Here is an 18480-nt window from a genome sequence, read left to right as displayed (position 1 = left end):
ACATGACTCAGCTTTTATATGAAGGAAAAGCCAAACAAATGTTCACAACGGATGATCCGAATGTCCTGCGGGTTGTCTACAAGAATGACGCAACCGCATTCAACGGTCAAAAAAAGGCGTCGTTTGACGGCAAAGGTCGCCTGAATAATGCCATTTGCACGAAGATCTTCAAGATGCTGCAAAAAAACGGTGTTCCGACGCATTACGTAGACACGATTTCTGAGAATGAACAGCTGGTCAAAGCAGTCAACATTATTCCAATTGAAGTTGTTGTTCGAAATGTCGTTGCCGGCAGCCTTTCCAAACGGCTCGGCATCGATGAAGGCGAGTCACTCGGACGCACGATCATTGAATTTTACTATAAAAGCGATGAACTCGGCGATCCGATGATCAACAGCGACCATGCGCTGGCAATGGAAATCGCAACGAAGGATGAACTTGTTGAAATTCGTCGCCTAGCATTGAGTATCAATGACGCGCTGCAAAACTTTTTTGCAGAAGCAGGCATTCTGCTTGTCGACTTTAAGCTGGAATTTGGCAAACTAAAGGAAACAGGCGCGATTGTACTGGCTGATGAAATTTCACCGGACAGCTGCCGCCTGTGGGATAAAGAAACGCATGAAAAGCTGGATAAAGACGTGTTCCGCCGAAATATCGCCGATCTTCCGGAAACCTATGAAAAACTTCTAAAGCGCTTGGAGGATGTCAAATGAAAAAGGTGAAGGTATTCATTACATTGAAAGAAAGCGTGCTTGATCCTCAAGGTCAGGCGGTTATGCAGTCACTGCACAACATGGACTACAAGAATGTTCAGGACGTGCGCATCGGCAAATATATTGAATTGCAGCTCGATGACTCGGCTAATGTCGCTGAAGAAGTGGATACGATTTGTGATAAGCTGCTCGCCAATACCGTTATTGAAAATTATCGCTATGAAATTGAGGAGGAGGTTCATTCGTGAAAACCGCGGTCATTGTTTTCCCCGGCTCCAACTGCGATCAAGACATGTACTATGCGATCAAAGACGGACTAGGCGAAGAAGTCGACTATGTGTGGCATGCGGAAACCTCCCTTGACGGCTATGACGCAGTCATGATTCCGGGCGGCTTCTCCTATGGCGATTACTTGCGTTCCGGCGCTATTGCACGCTTTGCCGGAATTATGCCGGCTGTTGTCAAGGCAGCGCAAGAAGGCAAGCCGGTACTTGGCGTCTGCAACGGCTTTCAGATTCTGCTTGAATCCGGATTGCTCCCGGGCGCAATGCTGAAGAATAAAAACCTGAAATTTATTTGTGAGACGGTCAATCTCCAAGTTAAAAATAATCAAACACAATTTTCAAGCCAATATGACCAAAACGAAATCATTCGCATTCCAATTGCTCACGGCGAAGGCAATTACTACTGCGATGACGCAACGCTTCAAGAACTCGAAGACCAGAACCGGATCGTATTTACTTACTCTGGCGAAAATCCAAACGGTTCAAGAGCCGATATCGCCGGCATCATCAATGAAACCGGCAACGTGCTCGGCATGATGCCGCATCCGGAACGCGCGGCAGACGCCTTGCTTGGAAGCGAGGACGGTCTGCGCCTATTCCAGTCGATTTTAAAACATTGGAGGGAATCCACACATGCCGCTTACACATCTTGAACCGACACCAGAGCAGATTGAACAAGAAAAAGTATACCGGACAATGGGTCTGACTGAAGAGGAATACCAAAAGGTTATCGATTTGCTCGGCCGCAAACCGAATTACACAGAAACCGGGTTATTTGCCGTGATGTGGTCGGAACACTGCAGCTACAAGACATCGAAACCGGTACTGAAATATTTTCCAACGACCGGTGAACACGTTCTTCAAGGACCCGGTGAAGGTGCCGGCATTGTCGACATTGGCGACCGTCAAGCGGTTGTGTTTAAAATTGAAAGCCACAATCACCCTTCAGCAATCGAGCCCTACCAAGGCGCTGCAACCGGTGTTGGCGGCATCATCCGCGACGTGTTCTCGATGGGTGCACGCCCGGTGGCTCTGCTCGATTCGCTCCGTTTTGGGGAATTGGAGAGTTCTCGGGTCCGCTACATCTTTGAAGAGGTCGTCAGCGGGATTGCCGGCTACGGCAACTGCATCGGCATCCCGACGGTTGGCGGCGAGCTGCAATTCGATCCGTGCTACAATGGCAATCCGCTTGTCAATGCGATGTGCATCGGTATTATGAGTCACGACGACATTCAAGTCGGACAGGCGCGCGGAATCGGCAACACCGTGATGTATGTTGGTGCAAGCACCGGACGTGACGGCATTAACGGTGCGACGTTTGCTTCCGAAGAGCTCTCTGAAAAATCCGATGAAAAGCGTTCAGCCGTTCAGGTCGGCGACCCATTCATGGAAAAACTGCTGGTTGAAGCTTGCCTTGAACTGACCAAACATGAAGCCCTTGTTGGTATTCAAGATATGGGCGCGGCAGGACTTGTTTCTTCTGCAAGTGAAATGGCCGCAAAAGCTGGCGTTGGCATTCACATGAATCTCGACTTGATTCCGCAGCGTGAAACGGAAATGACGCCTTATGAAATGATGCTCTCCGAGTCTCAGGAACGGATGCTGATCGTCATTAAGAAAGGCAGCGAGGAAGAAATCAAGCAGATCTTCGCTCGCTGGGGACTGCATGCTGTGGCTGTTGGCGAAGTGATCGAAGAAGAAGTGCTTCGTCTGGAACACAAAGGCAAGATTGTTGCCAACGTGCCTTCAGATTCACTAGCGTCGGCCCCTGTTCGTCATATGCCATCCAAGGTTCCGGCAAGTTATACGGCCAATCAGAATACGCCTGCCTGGAAGCCGCAAGTTGTGGACTACGCAGCTACGATTAAAAAATTACTTGGTCAGCCAACCCTTGCGTCGAAAGAATGGGTGACACGCCAATATGATTACATGGTACAAACGAACACGGTTGTTGCCCCGGGTTCGGACGCGGCAGTCGTTCGCGTGCGTGGTACGAAGAAGGGCTTAGCGATGACGACCGATTGCAATGCAAAGTATCTTGCGCTTGATCCCAACGTTGGCGGCAAAATTGCCGTGGCCGAAGCAGCACGCAACATCGTCTGCTCAGGCGGACGTCCGCTTGCGATCACCGACTGCCTGAACTTCGGCAGCCCGGAAAATCCGGAAGTGTTCTGGGAGATCGATGAATCGGTTAAAGGGATGGCCAAAGCCTGTGAATACTTGAATACGCCGGTCATCAGCGGCAACGTTTCCTTGTACAATGAAACGGACCGCGGCGCCATCGACCCGACACCAGTTGTTGGGATGGTCGGTCTCGTTGAAGATTTGGATCATGTGATGACCGCTCCTTTCAAAAATGAAGGCGACGCGGTGTACGTCATCGGCGAAGCGAAGCCCGAATTCGGCGGCAGCGCGTTGCAAATCATGACGGACGGCGAAGCCAGTGGAAAAGCGCCTGCACTTGATCTTGATCTGGAAAAAAGCCGACAGGAAAAAGTGCTTGGAGCGATCAAAGCCGGTTATGTTGCTTCCGCCCATGATGTTTCAGAAGGCGGACTTGCAGCAGCACTTGCGGAATCGGTATTCGGCACAGCATTCGGCTGCGACCTTCGCTTTGCTACAGATCCGGATGTTGAACTTTTCTCAGAAACACAGTCTCGCTATTTAATTACAGTCCCTGAAGCTGCTAAGAACGATTTTGAAGCGCTCATTGATGATGCCGTGCTCGTCGGCAGCGTGACGCGCAGCGAAAATCTGAACTTAGCCTTTGCATCGTCAACCATTACTCTGAATCGAAATGAACTTGAAAACGAATGGAGAGGGGCTCTGTCATGCATTATGTCGGCAAAGAACTGAATGAAGAATGTGCCGTCTTTGGTATTTGGGGTCATGAGAAAGCAGCCAAACTGGCTTATTATGGCCTGCACAGCATGCAACACCGTGGTCAGGAAGGCGCCGGTATTGCAAGTACCGATGGTAAAGCGCTTTACGATCATAAAGGGCTAGGGCTCGTCAATGATGTTTTTGATAATGAAACGCTGGATGCGCTGGATAAGGGATTCGCCGCAATTGGGCATGTCCGCTATTCGACGCAGGGCGGTAACATCTGCGCCAACGTGCAGCCGCTTGTTTTTCGTTCGCAGAAAGATTCCTTGTCCGTGGCTCACAACGGGAACCTCGTCAATGCGCATAAGTTGAAAGGCGAGCTGGAAGAGCGCGGCAGTATTTTTCAGACGACTTCCGATACTGAAGTCATCGCGCACTTAATTAAACGCGATTATGCCGATAATTTTCTCGAAAGTGTCAAGCATGCACTTTCGATCATCAAAGGTGCCTATGCACTGACGATGCTGACCGAGCATCAAATGATCGCTGCGCTTGATCCGCATGGCCTGCGTCCGCTCTCGCTTGGAAAGCTTGGCGATGCTTGGGTCGTCGCTTCAGAGACTTGCGCCTTTGATTTAATCGGTGCAAAATATGTGCGCGATGTGAAGCCGGGGGAAATTATTGTGATCGACAATGAAGGCCTTCACTCGGACTTCTTTACGACACGAACCGAACCGGCAATCTGCAGCATGGAATACATTTACTTCTCACGGCCCGACAGCAATATTCAGGGCATTAATGTCCATGCCGCACGGAAGAACCTCGGTCGCATGCTTGCGCAAGAAGCTCCGGTTGAAGCCGATGTGGTCACCGGTGTTCCAGATTCGAGTATCTCAGCCGCCATCGGTTATGCAGAAGCAACAGGCATTCCTTACGAACTGGGCATGATTAAGAACCGTTATGTCGGCCGCACGTTCATTCAGCCATCTCAGGAATTGCGCGAGCAAGGGGTTAAAATGAAGCTTTCCGCAGTTCGGGCGATTGTTGAGGGCAAACGCGTGGTTATGGTCGACGATTCGATTGTCCGCGGGACAACCAGCCGCCGGATTGTCGGCATGTTGCGCGATGCGGGCGCAACCGAAGTTCATGTACGCATCAGCTCGCCGCCGATCACACACCCTTGCTTCTATGGAATCGACACCTCAACATCGTCAGAATTGATCGCTTCGACGCATTCTGTTGAAGACATTCGTGAAATGATCGGCGCCGATTCGCTCGTCTACCTGAGTGTTGAAGGGATGCAGAAAGCAATCGGACGCGATCCGGCAATGAAGAACTGCGGGCAGTGTATGGCCTGCTTCACCGGCAAGTATCCGACAGAAATCTATCCGGATACGGTTCTGCCGCACGAAAAAGAACTGCTTGTCTGAGGAGGGCATCATGGCGAATGCATACAAAAAAGCCGGCGTGAACATTGAAGCCGGTTATGAAACGGTGGGACGCATCAAAAAGCACGTGCAGCGTACCTTCCGCCCTGAAGTCATGGGCGGATTGGGCGGCTTCGGCGGTGCAATTGATTTGTCTCAATTGAATTTGAAAGAACCGGTGCTTGTATCGGGAACAGATGGTGTCGGCACCAAATTGATGATCGCCATCGCAACCGACCGCCACGATACGGTCGGCATCGACGCCGTGGCGATGTGCGTGAATGATATCATCACCCAAGGGGCCGAACCGGTCTATTTTCTAGACTATCTTGCCTGTTCAGCGCTGAAGCCGGAGAAGGCGGAAGCAATCGTCAAGGGGATCGCTGAAGGCTGCACGCAAGCGGGTTGCGCCCTAATCGGCGGTGAAACCGCGGAAATGCCGGGGATGTATGATGAAAATGATTATGATATTGCCGGATTTTCGGTCGGTGCCGTTGAAAAGTCTAAAATGATCAAGCCCGATCAGGTGAAGACGGGTGACGTTCTGATCGGACTCGCTTCAAGCGGTATTCACAGCAACGGTTTCTCGCTTGTCCGCAAACTTGTTGCCGATGCTGGGCTTGCCTACAGCGACACCTATACACCGGAGCCAGATAAAACGATCGGGGAAGTCCTGCTGAGGCCGACAAAAATTTACGTGAAACCGGTGCTGGAATTGCTGAAATCGGTGGACGTGCACGGGATCGCGCACATCACCGGTGGTGGTTTTTACGAAAACGTTCCGCGCATGTTCCCGGAAGGATTAACTGCGGAACTGGATGTTTCTTCATGGAAACGCCCGGCTGTATTTGACTGGTTGAAACAGCTCGGTAATCTGCAGCTGGATGATATGTACCATACGTTTAACATGGGACTTGGTTTGATTTTGGCGGTTGCCCAAGAGGATGCCGAAAAAGCGATTGAGGTTTTAAAAGCAGCTGGAGAGTCCTCAGCTGCAGTCGTCGGAAAAGTTCTCGAAGGTCAAGAATTGACGCTGGTGAATGTCGATGAAGCATAAACTAGCCGTTTTCGCATCCGGTCATGGAACCAATTTCACAGCGATCAACGATGCCATTCACTCGGGGCAGATTCCGGCAACAATCGAATTGGTTGTCTGCGATCAGCCGAACGCTGCGGTCATTGATCGTGCCGCAAGAGCAGGGATTGACACGCTGGTTGTCTCCCGAAATGATTACCCGTCGAAAGCAGCATTTGAGCAGGTGATCGCGGATGCTTGCCGTGCCCATGAGGTTGCTTATATCTTTCTCGCCGGCTATATGCGGATTCTCGGCAAAGTCATGCTTGAAGCCTACCCGCATCGGATTATTAACATTCATCCATCCTTGCTTCCGTCTTTTACCGGACTCGATGCCATTGGTCAAGCGTTTAACAAAGGTGTCAAAATGACCGGCATCACGATCCATTACGTTGACGAAGGCATGGATACCGGACCGATCATTGCCCAAGCGGCAGTCCCGGTCGAGGACGATGACACGATCGAGACACTGGAAGCACGCATTCACGAAACCGAGCACAAGCTGTACCCGGCAACCATCGCGAAAATGCTCAGCGAGTGATCAAACGATCCAGTAGGAGTTAAAGCGAAAACTGCGAAAGTTAAAGAGAATCTTGATTTCATCAGCACTCATAAATAACAGGACACTAGATAAATAGAAAACTATGCGGATTGAAAAAAGAAAGGAAGTAGCGAAGTGGCAAAACGAGCATTAGTCAGTGTTTCTGACAAGACAGGGCTTATTGATTTTGTACAAAAATTAGTCGATGCGGGAATTGAGATCATCTCAACCGGCGGTACCAAAAAAGCGATTGAAAACGCCGGGATTCCGGTGATGTCGATCAGCGAAATCACAGATTTTCCGGAAATTCTTGACGGACGCGTCAAAACGTTGCATCCGGCCGTTCACGGTGGCCTTTTAGCGGTTCGCGACAAAAAAGAACATATGGATGCGATCAAGGATCTCGGCATTCAGCCGATCGATTTTGTTGTGGTCAACTTGTATCCTTTCAAAGAAACGATTTCAAAACTGGATGTCGCTTATGATGATGCCGTTGAGAACATTGACATCGGTGGGCCGAGCATGCTCCGCTCCGCAGCGAAGAATCATCGCAGCGTTACCGTTGTCTGCGATCCGGCAGATTATGATCGGGTTGCCGAAAGCCTCGATGAAAACGCAGAGGTTCCTTTTGCATTGAAACAGAAGCTGGCCGCCAAGGTGTTCCGCCACACAGCGGCTTACGACGCATTAATTGCCGACTACTTTACCAAACAAGTCGGCGAAGAATTCCCGGAAAAGCTGACCCTGACTTATGAAAAGAAGCAGGCGCTTCGCTACGGTGAAAATCCGCATCAAATGGCTGCTTTCTACAGCGAACCGATTAAAAACGAATCGACCATCGCAGCTGCGAAACAACTCCATGGTAAAGAACTTTCTTACAATAACATTCGCGACGCAGATGCAGCTCTCGGTATTGTCAAGGAATTCAAGCAACCGGCTGCCGTTGCCGTCAAGCATATGAATCCATGCGGTATTGGGATTGGCGAAACTATTAACGAAGCCTATGACAAAGCGTATGAAGCGGATCCGGTTTCGATTTTCGGCGGTATTGTCGCGTTAAATCGGGAAGTAGACGCCGCCTTAGCTGAAAAGCTGCATAGCATTTTCCTCGAGATTATCATCGCGCCTTCTTATTCTGAGAAAGCGATTGCCATTTTGGAACATAAGAAGAAAAATCTGCGTCTATTGCAAGTCAAATTCACGGATGACAATCAAGAGTTTGCCCAATATACATCCGTTCGCGGCGGCATGCTTGTTCAGGATCTAGACACCAAGGGCTACGCGGACATTGAAGAAAATCTGAAAGTCGTCACCGACCGCAGGCCGACCGAAGCGGAATTGGAAAGCTTGAAATTTGCTTGGACGATCGTCAAACACGTAAAGTCTAACGCCATCGCGCTGGTGAATAACGGACTGATGGTCGGCATGGGCGGCGGTCAAACGAACCGTGTCGGCGCTGCGAAAATTGCACTTGAAGAAGCGGGCGAAAAGACAAAGGGTGCCGTGCTTTCCTCAGACGCCTATTTTCCAATGAGCGATACGGTCGAAGAAGCGGCCAAAGCCGGCATCACCGCAATCATCCAACCGGGCGGTTCGATCCGCGATCAAGAATCGATCGATATGGCCAACAAATACAACATTGCGATGGTCTTTACTGGTATGCGTCACTTCAAACATTAATTTGATTCGCTTTTCGAAAGGAGAACGACCATGAATGTGTTGATTGTCGGCGGCGGTGGCCGCGAACATGCGATGGCTTGGAAAGCATCGCAGAGCAAGCTTGTTGACCAGGTTTACGCTGCACCGGGCAGCGACGGCATATCGGCTGTTGCCGAATGCGTGCCCATCGATTTGATGGACTTCGAAGCACTCGCTGATTTTGCAGAAAAGAATCAGATTGAACTGACCCTTGTTGGACCGGAACAACCGCTCGTCGCTGGTATTGTCGACGTTTTTGCAGCAAGAGGTCTAAACGTTTTCGGCCCGTCAAAAGCAGCGGCGCAAATTGAAGGCAGCAAGGCTTTTGCAAAAGCAATTATGGAAAAATATAAAATTCCAACGTCCCACTACCGAACGTTTACCGACTACGCAGAAGCCAGTGACTATCTGCAAAAGGTTGGCGCGCCAATCGTGCTGAAAGCCGATGGTCTCGCTGCCGGCAAAGGCGTTATCGTTGCGTTGACCATGGCAGAAGCTGCGGCCGGTTTAAAAGCAATCATGAAGGACAAGAAATTTGCCGAGGCTGGGTCACGTGTTGTGATTGAGGAATACCTTGAAGGTGAAGAGTTTTCATTGATGGCTTTGGTGAATGGAGAAAAAGTTGTACCGCTGGACATTGCTCAGGATCATAAACGGGCATTTGAAGGCGATCAAGGACCGAACACCGGCGGCATGGGTGCTTACTCGCCGGTTCCGCAAATCGCGCAAACGATTGTCGATGAGGCCGTGCGGACAATCCTTCAGCCGACTGCTGCAGGCATGGTTCAAGAAGGTTGCTCCTTCACCGGTGTGCTCTATGCCGGATTGATGCTGACCGCGGCCGGACCGAAAGTGATCGAATTCAACTGCCGTTTCGGCGATCCGGAAACACAAGTTGTTCTGCCTCGGCTGGAGTCGGACTTCGTGCAAACGGTGCTTGACGTTTTGGACGGCAAGCAACCACAGCTCGCATGGAGTGAAAAAACAGCTGTGGGCGTTGTGCTTGCGTCAAGCGGATACCCCGGCAGCTACGAAAAAGCACAAAAGCTTGGTGATCTCGACGCACTCCCGGAAGAAGCCTTGCTTTTCCACGCCGGAACGAAAAAGTCCGACGCAGATTGGCTGACGAATGGCGGCCGCGTGCTGCTCGTCACCAGGCTCGGTGACGATCTGCGTTCCGCTCGCGACGCAGTCAATAATGATCTCGAAAGCATCCAAACCGATGCCGTATTCTTTCGAAAAGACATCGGCCATCATGCATTGGAAGCTTCGAAACATGAATAAGCCCTAAGAAACTGTCTTCGCCTAAATAGGTGGAGGCAGTTTTTTTACACTGGTAGGAGAGTATAAAAAATAAAAGATTTAAGGAAACGAGTGTAAGTGGTTCGGTAGAATGCCGCGTCCTGCGGCTCACCGAACACTAGGCCGTCCATGGCCGTCGCGGGCGGTGACTTTGCCTTTGTCAGAGGCTTGGCAAAGCCAAGTTTTATCATAGGATAAGAAAGTATATGATTTTGCCCTGGCTTCAAACCATTAGACCAGTGTCTTGGCCAAGAATCAAAGCGGAGGGGCTCTGGCGCCTGCGGGATCGCGCTTAGTTGATGCGTGCCAGCGAGACTCCGCAGATACCTTACCTGTCTGAGGAGGCTCGCGGTGCGCCCGCGGCAAGCGAGTAACCGAAGCGGCGATTCAGCGCCGAAAAGACACGAGCCCATCAAACATGGTTGGAGATTAGGGACCGGGCGCTTTTTGCCCGGTTTTTCTAATAGGTAAAGAAAGTATGCGCATCTGGCGAGAGGCTCAGCACTTATCGGTTGGTGGATCAGGTTAAGCACCCAATCCGATAAATAGATAGACGGAAAAATTCCCCTTAATTAGAAAATAGAATAAAAAGAAGCTTAAATAGACGGAGAGATTCCGCTTATCAACTTGAAAAACGTGAAAATGGGGGATTTTGCTTTGAATAAACGGAAAACCTCCCCTTATTACCCCCGAAACGCGTACCATTCGGGAATGTAAAATGATTTGCCCTCCTGTCAAATATTCTGTTGAAACGTAGGAGCCTATAAAAAGCAAGGGGACCCAAATCAGCTTAAACAAAATAATGATCATAAAACTTAGTGACGTGTAGACTAAAGCCTCAGATACAAATTGAAAGAACAAGGCAATGAATGGTACGTGGTAAAGCCTCACTGCCAATAATAAGCTGCAAACGAAAATCAGTACAACATATGCTAGGAAAAAGAGCAGTACCCTGAAAAATCCATGCTCTAAGGTCTTTTGCATGACGCTGAGCTGTCTTGCGTCAATCGGCGGTGCTGAAAATCAGCTGCGTGTACATATCAACGGAGCGCTGAATGTAGGGGTAACGGCTAAAGAAATTGTTGAAGTTTTCATTCACTGCGCGGTCTACGTTGGCTTTCCGCGAGCATTAAATGCTGTAGCCGTGGCTAAAGAGGTCTTTAAAGAAAGGAAAATACTTTAGGATGATAATCGGTGGCGATTTGCTTGTTTTTTTGAGCAAGTCGCTTTTTTTGCATTCATCTGAGCAATTTTGGAACAGCATCTTTCCATGGCAGTTGATATACTGGGTTTACCGTACGGTTGGAGGGAATGCTTCATGGACACGATCGCGATCTTGCAACAAACGCTGGACTATGTTGACGAACATATTACAGACGACATCACTCCTGAACGTTTAGCGGCGCAAGCCGGATTTTCCACGTGGCATTTTTGCCGAGCCTTTCAATGTGGCGTGGGTTATACGGTGATGGCTTACGTACGACAGCGCCGCCTTGCCTTTGCTGCATGCGAACTTGCTTCAGGCAAGCGGATTCTCGATATTTCGCTGAAGTACCGATTTGACACGCACTCAGGGTTCAGCAAGGCTTTTCGCCGTTATTTTGGCTGCAGTCCGGCAACATACCGGTTGCATGCACGCGGCGGTCGCCCGAATCCGCCGAGCCTTCCGCGCACAAACAACTATTTGACTGGAGGAATTATTTTGGAGCCAAAATTTGTGACGCTTGCTGCTGTAAAACTTGCGGGCTATGCGATTAAAACAACCTCATCGGATGGAGAAAACAGTAAAACCATTCCGGCATTCTGGCAGGCCTATATGACGGATGGGCGAATGGATAAGCTCCATGCCGAGCACTTTGTCAAAGCACACGATGAATACGGGGTCTGCTTTCCTGAAGATCCGCAGGACGGCGCTTTTGATTATGTGATCGGTGTTGAACGAAAGGAGGGCGAAGCAGTACCGGATGGCTACCACACATGCACCATTCCACCTGCTTCCTATGCTGTGTTTTCAACGCCGCCAAGCAATGCCGAACGCTTTGTATCTGCAATTCAAGGAACGTGGAACTACATCTTCAGCGAATGGTTTCCAACATCAGGATACGAGTACGCACCAGATTGCGTCGACTTTGAACGCTACGATGACCGCTGCATGTCTGACGTAGGAAAAGTATGCGACATTTATATCCCAATCGTGAAAAAGCACGACTAAAATCAATGCAAAAGTGAAGCATGTAAAAAAGGATACCACGGCTGACGGTATTCCTTTTTGTGTATCATGGTCATCGATACTGCACACCAAAAAAATGCGTGAGGAAAAGAGACAGGCAATCTACATTGTTCAAGCAAAAATATCAGCGTCCATCCTAAGAATCAGCCTATTAAGCTTTAAGTAGTTCTTGCATTCTATCCATCTACTACTTCTCTCAAAACAGCTGGATCCATGAATTTTTGTTGCAGACGTTAATCGCGCATCGTGTTCCCAACAATTTGCTGATCGTAGCTCATAATGCTTTGCGTTTGTAAACCAGCATTGCAAGCAGGTAGGCAACAATGAGGATACCCAGGCACCATGCGAGCGCAATCCAGATCTCGCTGCCGACGGGCTGATTTGACAGCAACGCTCGGATGGCGTCCACTATTGAAGTGACCGGCTGGTTTTCGGCAAAAGCGCGAACAACCGTCGGCATCGAGTCGGTGGGCACAAAGGCCGAACTGATAAACGGAAGAAAAATAAGCGGATAGGAGAAGGCACTTGCGCCGTCTATCGATTTTGCGGTCAATCCAGGAATCACCGCGATCCAGGTCAGGGCCAGTGTAACCAGCGCGAGGATACCGGCCACGGCAAGCCATGACACGATCCCTGCTGACGAACGAAAGCCCATAATCAGTGCTACGAGAATGATGACGATGACCGAAATCGCGTTGGAAACTAGTGAGGTCAGCACATGCCCCCACAGCACGGCGGAACGCGCAATCGGCATGGAGTGGAACCGTTCGAAGATGCCGCTCTGCATATCCATGAACAGGCGGAAAGCTGTATAGGCGATGCCGCTCGCAATCGCCATCAGCAGGATGCCGGGCAGCAGATAATTTACATAATTGTCCGTGCCGGCTTGAATTGCGCCGCCCAATACGTAGACGAACAGCAGCATCATCGCAATCGGAGTGATGCAGACTGTGATGATGGTGTCCATGCTACGGGTAATATGACGCATGGAACGTCCGAGCATGACCCCAATGTCACTGAGAAAGTGTTTCTTTGTCGTTTCCATTTACTTTTCCTCCTTCTTGCCGATGAGAGCGAGGAATAGTTCCTCTAGGCTTGGCTGTTTTTCTACATACTCTACCTTCGCGGGCGGGAACAGCTTTTTCAATTCCTCGAGCGTGCCGCTTACAATGATCCTTCCCTCATGCAGGATGGCAATCTGATCCGCAAGCTGCTCGGCTTCCTCTAAATATTGCGTGGTCAGGAATACCGTTGTGCCGCTGTTCGCAAGTTCTTTGACAACGTTCCAAACCTCGATGCGTGCCTCGGGATCCAGTCCGGTGGTCGGCTCATCGAGAAAGATGAGTTGCGGTTTCCCAATTAGGCTCATGGCAATGTCGAGTCTGCGGCGCATACCGCCTGAGTAGGTTGAGGCTCTGCGATCGGCGGCATCGACCAACCCAAAGCGCTTCAGTAAATCAGCGGCTACCTGACGCGGATTTTTCAGATGGCGCAGCTTGGCGATCATAATCAGATTTTCTCGCCCGGTCAAAATCTCGTCCACAGCGGCGAATTGTCCGGTCAGGCTGATCGACTGCCGCACGTTTTCGGAATGTGCCGCAACATCAAAACCGTTAACGGTAGCGGTTCCCCCATCTGGTTTGAGCAGCGTAGCGAGTATTTTGACAATCGTTGTCTTGCCCGCGCCATTGGAGCCGAGCAGGGCGAAAATCTCACCTCGCTTTACTTCAAAATCGACACCTTTCAGGACTGCTGCGCTCTTGAAAGACTTTCGCAAATCTTTTACCTCAATTGCTTTTTCCATCTTGATCCCCTCTTTTTTTATCCGAAACCTTTTTCATGGCCTTGTTCACTTTCTGGTCAACAGCTTCTTGATAGACGTCAGCGTAAGTTTTTGAATCTTTGACGAGAGCGTCGCAGAAAGCCGCTACGTCACTACCCGTCACTTCGAGCACCCCTTTTCCCAAGGCTGCGCCCTCTTCAAAAAGATCGACAATGCCTGAGAGTAAACCGATCCCGCTGGTTAGCTCAACTGGGCCGACTTTAAAGAAATATTTTTGAATCTCTTTATAAACAATCTGATAATCTTGCGGGAGTGCTTTGACACGCGCCATGTGCGCCCGCCACTCTTTTTTGCTCTTGATGATATCTCGAATGCTCATTTTATCCTCCTATTTGCCTAATTTTTTTGCAATAGTATTGTTGAGTTGCCTGCGCCACTTGTCGCGAAAAGACTTTGCCCCTTCTTCGCCGGCAAGTGCTGAACAGAAGCCTTTGATATCGTCACCCAAAACCTCTTGAACGCTCTGCCCGTCCGCTGCTGTTTCTTCGAGCAGGCCAAGTACATCGTCAAGAATGGGCATGAGGTTGCGTCCGGTAAAATCTGAGTGCGGCCAAAGATTGGCTTTGATTTTTTCCCATGCCACCTGATAATCGGCCGGCAGTTTTTTAGCTCGCGATTCAAAAGTTCTCAATTCTTTAGTCATGTCACTGCCCGTGATTTTTTCCCAGAAATTCATTCTTTTCTCTCCTTTAACTCATTCATTTTTGATGACAGGAAAGCCCATTTTTCCCAGAACTTCCGCAGTTCCTCGCGTCCCGCGTCGTTGAGAGTAAAAAACTTTCGCGGTGGTCCCATATCGGATGGCTTTTTCTCCATGTCCACGAGTTTCTTTTTCTCAAGCCGCACTAAAATGGTGTAGACAGTGCCTTCCACCACGTCACTGAAACCAAGAGCATTCAACGTTCGCGTGATTTCATAGCCGTAGGTTTCTCCGCGGCTGATCATTTCAAGGACACAGCCTTCGAGTACGCCTTTCAGCATTTCTGTTAGGTTTTCCAGCATAATCCCTTCTTTACTAATTCGTATGACTGGTATGCAGTGTTACAGACTACCACTATATAGTTACACTTAGTAGGTGGTTTGTCAAGAGCAATTGCTTTGATGATAAGTTTTAACGTGATGTAAGTATGCATTTATAGCATCAAGTTGCAGGAAAGTTTTATTTGTATGATCCGCAAACACAATGATTAATTAAAGTATTTTTCGATCTCCGCTGCATCGTTTAGGATCATGGAATGAGCGGGATCGCGCCTGAGCAGGTTCACAATTTGCGGTTTGCTTTCTTTTTCAAACGTGCGATTCCATTCAAACATCTTCTTGAAAATTTTAAATGAGGGGGTATAGTGCGCTGCTTCTATTCTTAATTTTTGTCGGATAAAGCGTTTCGTAATCCGATAGATTCTCACGAAGTAGGGGGGATCTAAAAAAATGATTAAGTCAGCAGCTTCAAAACTTTTGTTCACCCAGTGATGCGCATGAGCGCCTTCGATGATCCATCGCTTTGAACGAACGATTTGTTCTAAATAGTGATCGCGCTCCTCATCGCTCCTTCGCAGATCGCCGGACGACGTTCGTTTCCAAACAACGTTGTCCAGTTCATAATAGGGTATATTATAGTTCTTCGATAACCTTCGGGCTAAGGTCGTTTTCCCGCTGCCCACCGAACCAATAATATGTATGCGATCGGGAAGCGGCTGTTTCAATGCGCGTGTCATGTCAATCTCCTGTTGAAGACCTTTTGCCATTTTGTATTTTCGTACCCGAGCTGCCTGTAGAATTGATGTGCTTTTTCCCGGGTTCCTCCTGAACGGACGCGCAGTTCGGTATAGCCGTGCTGAACGGCCCAGTGCTCGCATGCTTCGAGCAATTGTCTGCCAATTCCTTGTCTGCGATGCGCACGGTCAACGACGATGCCGCCGAGCTCGGCATAAACCCCTTCAAGAAAATGTTTACCGAAGATGTGCGCCCATCCGCAGACGCATCCTGATTGAGCTTCATAGACAAAAAAGCCGTTGTCTGGATTGTTCAGGATGTAGTGAAGCCGCTGTTTAATCTCAGACTCCGTTTCTTCATAGCCAAGTTGTGTACATAGATCCTTGAGCGCCAGTATATCGGATGGGATTGCTGAGCGAATCATTTTGATCATCACCTCAGAGCATTTTTTAGTTATTTTTTTCATTAATGGTTAAATTTCTATATATGAGATCTTCGCGTTGGTCAAACCCAATCGATTGCCAAAATTCATTTCCTGCTTGATTTGTGGAGAAAACAACAAGGGCAACTTTATTAATTCCCTCTTTTTTCAAGGCATCGATGCCTACGCTTACCAGTTGCTTGCCGATTCCTTGGCGGCGATAGCTGCGGTCGACTGCTGTGTGATAGATGTAGCCTCTGCGGCCGTCGTTTCCGCACAGGATGACGCCGACAATTTTTTGATGCGCGACCGCGATAAAATTTGTATTCGGGTTTCTCTTTAAGAACTTTTCGATGCCTTGGACGGAATCATCGAGGCTGCGCAAACCCATGCCGTCGCTGCGTGTCCAGAGTTGATAGATTTCCGTGTAATCCTCTTTTCTCATTCTGCGAATTTTCATCACGCATGCTCCTCAATCGTTCATCGTCAAATCATAATCTAAATCATTGTCTTTCGGTTTGAATCCGTAACTTTTATAGAGGTATTTGCCCATTGCGGATGCGGTGATCGTTACTTTTCCACAATGGCGCTGCTTGGCCTCCTTGACGACGGCATCGAGCAATTTGCTGGCGATCCCCTTTCGCCGGTATGGCATGTGTGCATGCAGGATAGTGTGCCGACAAATCCCGTTGGATTGCTGTAGTAGGGCGGGCGGCGGCTGAAGGACATGCCGCTTGTCGCCACAATTTTCCCATCATCCAATGCGATCCAGGAGACAAAGCGGTCCTTCTCAAGTGCGTGACGGAAGTAGTCTCTGAGCGGCTCAGTGAGATCAGTTGTCGGCAGTGCACCTTCTTCGAGTAGCTGCAATTTTCTCATTTCCACAAATTCGGCAATGTCTTCGTTTCTAAGCTTGCGAAATAGAAGAGCGTTCATCATGGGTTCTTTCTTTTTAATGATGGAAGCCGCGCCGTATGAAGCGATTAGTCTCATTTTAAGCTGAGTGTGTTTGGTATTCAATATGTTTTTATTATGTATTTATCATTTAAGTGCTAATAGTCGGAAAAATATTGATACACCCATCGATAAGGTGTAAAATATACGTCACTAAACACAAAAAAAGGATCTATCAGAAGGCACAAGGAGAGGATTGAAGTGAGCAAAACAGTCAGACGAGTGGGAGTTGTTGGCATCGGCAATGTTGGAAAGGCGGCGGCCTCTGCAGTGCTTCATGAAAATATTGCGGATGAGTTGTACATTTCCGATATTGATACCGAACGTGCGAAAGGCGAGGCTTGGGATTTTGCAGACAGTATTGAGTTGACACCATCGCGGACGCGTGTGCTTGAGGCGCCGCTGGAAGGACTGGCGGCATGTGACGTGCTTCTTGTTGCGGTAACCGAACGATCGCAGATTCCAACCCAATCACGTTTGGAGTTGTTGAAAGGCACCGCGGCGATTGCCTATGATATCGTCCCGAAACTGCGCAAAGCAGGGTTCAAAGGTACGTATGTGATTGCGACCAACCCTTGCGATATCATTACTTACTTGTTTTATAAACTGTCCGGACTGCCGAAGAATCATGTGATCGGAACGGGAACGGCGCTGGACAGTATGCGCTTACGCCGTCAGCTTTCGCAAGTGATCGGTGATGTTGATCCGCGCAGCATCAACGCCTTCATGATTGGCGAACATGGTGACTCGCAGATCGCAGCGTGGTCGCAAGCCACGGTTGGTGGACAATCGCTTGATCAGTTTGAAGAAGACAATATCGATGAATTTGGCCCAATTGATCGCGATCTGGTGGAAGATGCAGCACGCCATTTTGGTTGGGAAATCCATAAGCGCAAAGGGAACACGCAATTCGGAATTGGCAACGCGCTGGCATTTTTTGCGAAGTCGATTTTGAACGATGCGCGTGTCGTGACGGCCGCTTCGGTCATTCAGAATGGCGAATACGGCCACAACGATCTGGCCATCGGTGTTCCGATCATTCTCGGCCGCAACGGTGTCGAACGGATCATCAAGTACCGCCTCAGCGAACAAGAACAAGAAGGATTCAACGCATCGGCTGAACTGATCAAAGGCTATATTAAAAAAACACTTGAAGAACATGAAGAAACCACCGCGAACTGATCGATACATCAAGCCTCCGTTTGAGACCATAGCGTCTCCATCGGGAGGCTTTTTTATTTAGCTGAACGCGCTAACTGGTTGATAAAACTTGTAAAGTGGTTGATAAAAATCGTAAACTGGTTGATAAAACTTGCAAAGTGGTCGATAAAAATCACAAACTGGTCGATAAAAACACAAAACCGGTTGATAAAACCCGAAAAGTGGTCGATAAAATTAGCAAACGGATCGATATGCCGTTACGCTGAATAGTCGCAAATGAAAACTCGCCGCC

The 18480-nt window shown here is 49.1% G+C and carries 22 protein-coding genes; 12 read left to right on the top strand and 10 right to left on the bottom strand.

The features are described from left to right. The first annotated feature begins 2 nt into the window (after positions 1-2). From purC to K7399_RS10640, 11 genes are all read left to right on the top strand, one after another. Positions 3-713: a phosphoribosylaminoimidazolesuccinocarboxamide synthase gene (gene purC / locus K7399_RS10690; RefSeq protein WP_128167052.1), complete on the top strand. Its 711-nt coding sequence runs from the start codon at positions 3-5 to the stop codon at positions 711-713. Continuing rightward, positions 710-961, top strand: coding sequence for a phosphoribosylformylglycinamidine synthase subunit PurS (gene purS, locus K7399_RS10685; RefSeq protein WP_010024447.1), 252 nt, complete (start codon positions 710-712; stop codon positions 959-961). The genes purC and purS overlap by 4 nt, the downstream gene beginning before the upstream one ends. Further along, a complete protein-coding gene (gene purQ, locus K7399_RS10680) occupies positions 958-1650 on the top strand; it encodes a phosphoribosylformylglycinamidine synthase subunit PurQ (RefSeq protein ID WP_028976608.1) in 693 nt (230 codons plus the stop codon). Before purS ends, purQ begins: the two co-directional genes overlap by 4 nt. Further along, positions 1631-3853, top strand: coding sequence for a phosphoribosylformylglycinamidine synthase subunit PurL (gene purL / locus K7399_RS10675; RefSeq protein ID WP_028976609.1), 2223 nt, complete (start codon positions 1631-1633; stop codon positions 3851-3853). The genes purQ and purL overlap by 20 nt, the downstream gene beginning before the upstream one ends. Further along, positions 3829-5253, top strand: a complete 1425-nt coding sequence (gene purF / locus K7399_RS10670) for an amidophosphoribosyltransferase (RefSeq protein ID WP_223362301.1) — start codon at positions 3829-3831, stop codon at positions 5251-5253. The genes purL and purF overlap by 25 nt, the downstream gene beginning before the upstream one ends. Before the next feature lie 10 nt (positions 5254-5263). Then, on the top strand, positions 5264-6307 hold the full coding sequence (gene purM, locus K7399_RS10665) for a phosphoribosylformylglycinamidine cyclo-ligase (protein WP_028976610.1): 1044 nt from the start codon (positions 5264-5266) through the stop codon (positions 6305-6307). Further along, the gene (purN, locus tag K7399_RS10660; RefSeq protein ID WP_028976611.1) at positions 6297-6866 is read left to right on the top strand and encodes a phosphoribosylglycinamide formyltransferase; all 570 of its coding nucleotides are present in this window, start codon (positions 6297-6299) and stop codon (positions 6864-6866) included. Before purM ends, purN begins: the two co-directional genes overlap by 11 nt. 135 nt (positions 6867-7001) lie before the next feature. Beyond that, positions 7002-8546, top strand: coding sequence for a bifunctional phosphoribosylaminoimidazolecarboxamide formyltransferase/IMP cyclohydrolase (purH, locus tag K7399_RS10655; RefSeq protein ID WP_028976612.1), 1545 nt, complete (start codon positions 7002-7004; stop codon positions 8544-8546). A gap of 30 nt (positions 8547-8576) precedes the next feature. After that, positions 8577-9848, top strand: a complete 1272-nt coding sequence (gene purD, locus K7399_RS10650) for a phosphoribosylamine--glycine ligase (RefSeq protein ID WP_028976613.1) — start codon at positions 8577-8579, stop codon at positions 9846-9848. Between the two features lie 1000 nt (positions 9849-10848). Next, positions 10849-11049, top strand: a complete 201-nt coding sequence (locus K7399_RS10645) for a carboxymuconolactone decarboxylase family protein (RefSeq protein ID WP_037563183.1) — start codon at positions 10849-10851, stop codon at positions 11047-11049. A gap of 135 nt (positions 11050-11184) precedes the next feature. Beyond that, a complete protein-coding gene (locus tag K7399_RS10640) occupies positions 11185-12078 on the top strand; it encodes an AraC family transcriptional regulator (RefSeq protein ID WP_028976616.1) in 894 nt (297 codons plus the stop codon). 292 nt (positions 12079-12370) lie between these two features. Here the strand turns inward: K7399_RS10640 and K7399_RS10635 are convergent, their stop codons facing one another. The 10 genes from K7399_RS10635 to K7399_RS10590 all read right to left on the bottom strand — a co-directional run bounded on the left by K7399_RS10635 (position 12371) and on the right by K7399_RS10590 (position 17012). Continuing rightward, positions 12371-13141, bottom strand: coding sequence for an ABC transporter permease (locus K7399_RS10635; protein ID WP_028976617.1), 771 nt, complete (start codon positions 13139-13141; stop codon positions 12371-12373). Next, positions 13142-13900, bottom strand: a complete 759-nt coding sequence (locus tag K7399_RS10630; RefSeq protein ID WP_028976618.1) for an ABC transporter ATP-binding protein — start codon at positions 13898-13900, stop codon at positions 13142-13144. Further along, positions 13884-14258 carry a DUF1048 domain-containing protein gene (locus tag K7399_RS10625; RefSeq protein WP_028976619.1) on the bottom strand — a complete coding sequence of 125 codons (375 nt, stop codon included), beginning with the start codon at positions 14256-14258 and terminating at the stop codon, positions 13884-13886. The genes K7399_RS10630 and K7399_RS10625 overlap by 17 nt, the downstream gene beginning before the upstream one ends. Before the next feature lie 9 nt (positions 14259-14267). Then, entirely contained in the window at positions 14268-14615 is a 348-nt protein-coding gene (locus tag K7399_RS10620; protein WP_028976620.1) for a DUF1048 domain-containing protein, read from the bottom strand. Continuing rightward, on the bottom strand, positions 14612-14941 hold the full coding sequence (locus K7399_RS10615; protein ID WP_028976621.1) for a PadR family transcriptional regulator: 330 nt from the start codon (positions 14939-14941) through the stop codon (positions 14612-14614). Before K7399_RS10615 ends, K7399_RS10620 begins: the two co-directional genes overlap by 4 nt. Before the next feature lie 185 nt (positions 14942-15126). After that, positions 15127-15654 (bottom strand): AAA family ATPase, encoded by a 528-nt coding sequence (locus K7399_RS10610; RefSeq protein WP_037563184.1) that lies wholly within the window; start codon positions 15652-15654, stop codon positions 15127-15129. Continuing rightward, on the bottom strand, positions 15651-16076 hold the full coding sequence (locus K7399_RS10605; RefSeq protein ID WP_164875500.1) for a GNAT family N-acetyltransferase: 426 nt from the start codon (positions 16074-16076) through the stop codon (positions 15651-15653). The genes K7399_RS10610 and K7399_RS10605 overlap by 4 nt, the downstream gene beginning before the upstream one ends. A gap of 25 nt (positions 16077-16101) precedes the next feature. Further along, positions 16102-16533 (bottom strand): GNAT family N-acetyltransferase, encoded by a 432-nt coding sequence (locus K7399_RS10600; RefSeq protein ID WP_128167048.1) that lies wholly within the window; start codon positions 16531-16533, stop codon positions 16102-16104. Between the two features lie 12 nt (positions 16534-16545). Next, a complete protein-coding gene (locus tag K7399_RS16300) occupies positions 16546-16728 on the bottom strand; it encodes a GNAT family N-acetyltransferase (RefSeq protein WP_223362300.1) in 183 nt (60 codons plus the stop codon). Beyond that, on the bottom strand, positions 16644-17012 hold the full coding sequence (locus K7399_RS10590) for a GNAT family N-acetyltransferase (protein WP_206612214.1): 369 nt from the start codon (positions 17010-17012) through the stop codon (positions 16644-16646). Before K7399_RS10590 ends, K7399_RS16300 begins: the two co-directional genes overlap by 85 nt. A 216-nt stretch (positions 17013-17228) precedes the next feature. On the opposite strand from K7399_RS10590, the gene K7399_RS10585 reads away from it, so the two are divergent. Further along, the gene (locus K7399_RS10585; RefSeq protein ID WP_128167046.1) at positions 17229-18209 is read left to right on the top strand and encodes an L-lactate dehydrogenase; all 981 of its coding nucleotides are present in this window, start codon (positions 17229-17231) and stop codon (positions 18207-18209) included. Positions 18210-18480 lie beyond the last annotated feature (271 nt).

It is taken from the genome of Sporolactobacillus terrae, assembly GCF_019930545.1.
Classification (GTDB): domain Bacteria; phylum Bacillota; class Bacilli; order Bacillales; family Sporolactobacillaceae; genus Sporolactobacillus; species Sporolactobacillus terrae.
This window is presented reverse-complemented; position numbering and strand designations above follow the sequence as displayed.

Excerpts from the sequence above, each read along its gene's own strand:
- purF (WP_223362301.1), top strand. The coding sequence starts at position 3,829 with ATGCATTATGTCGGCAAAGAACTGAATGAAGAATGTGCCGTCTTTGGT.
- K7399_RS10610 (WP_037563184.1), bottom strand. The coding sequence starts at position 15,654 with ATGACACGCGCATTGAAACAGCCGCTTCCCGATCGCATACATATTATT.
- K7399_RS10625 (WP_028976619.1), bottom strand. The coding sequence starts at position 14,258 with ATGAGCATTCGAGATATCATCAAGAGCAAAAAAGAGTGGCGGGCGCAC.
- purD (WP_028976613.1), top strand. The coding sequence starts at position 8,577 with ATGAATGTGTTGATTGTCGGCGGCGGTGGCCGCGAACATGCGATGGCT.
- K7399_RS10635 (WP_028976617.1), bottom strand. The coding sequence starts at position 13,141 with ATGGAAACGACAAAGAAACACTTTCTCAGTGACATTGGGGTCATGCTC.
- purL (WP_028976609.1), top strand. The coding sequence starts at position 1,631 with ATGCCGCTTACACATCTTGAACCGACACCAGAGCAGATTGAACAAGAA.
- K7399_RS10615 (WP_028976621.1), bottom strand. The coding sequence starts at position 14,941 with ATGCTGGAAAACCTAACAGAAATGCTGAAAGGCGTACTCGAAGGCTGT.
- K7399_RS10605 (WP_164875500.1), bottom strand. The coding sequence starts at position 16,076 with ATGATTCGCTCAGCAATCCCATCCGATATACTGGCGCTCAAGGATCTA.
- purC (WP_128167052.1), top strand. The coding sequence starts at position 3 with ATGACTCAGCTTTTATATGAAGGAAAAGCCAAACAAATGTTCACAACG.
- K7399_RS10640 (WP_028976616.1), top strand. The coding sequence starts at position 11,185 with ATGGACACGATCGCGATCTTGCAACAAACGCTGGACTATGTTGACGAA.
- K7399_RS16300 (WP_223362300.1), bottom strand. The coding sequence starts at position 16,728 with ATGCCATACCGGCGAAAGGGGATCGCCAGCAAATTGCTCGATGCCGTC.
- purM (WP_028976610.1), top strand. The coding sequence starts at position 5,264 with ATGGCGAATGCATACAAAAAAGCCGGCGTGAACATTGAAGCCGGTTAT.
- K7399_RS10645 (WP_037563183.1), top strand. The coding sequence starts at position 10,849 with ATGACGCTGAGCTGTCTTGCGTCAATCGGCGGTGCTGAAAATCAGCTG.
- K7399_RS10630 (WP_028976618.1), bottom strand. The coding sequence starts at position 13,900 with ATGGAAAAAGCAATTGAGGTAAAAGATTTGCGAAAGTCTTTCAAGAGC.
- K7399_RS10600 (WP_128167048.1), bottom strand. The coding sequence starts at position 16,533 with ATGAAAATTCGCAGAATGAGAAAAGAGGATTACACGGAAATCTATCAA.
- purN (WP_028976611.1), top strand. The coding sequence starts at position 6,297 with ATGAAGCATAAACTAGCCGTTTTCGCATCCGGTCATGGAACCAATTTC.
- K7399_RS10590 (WP_206612214.1), bottom strand. The coding sequence starts at position 17,012 with ATGATGAACGCTCTTCTATTTCGCAAGCTTAGAAACGAAGACATTGCC.
- K7399_RS10620 (WP_028976620.1), bottom strand. The coding sequence starts at position 14,615 with ATGAATTTCTGGGAAAAAATCACGGGCAGTGACATGACTAAAGAATTG.
- purS (WP_010024447.1), top strand. The coding sequence starts at position 710 with ATGAAAAAGGTGAAGGTATTCATTACATTGAAAGAAAGCGTGCTTGAT.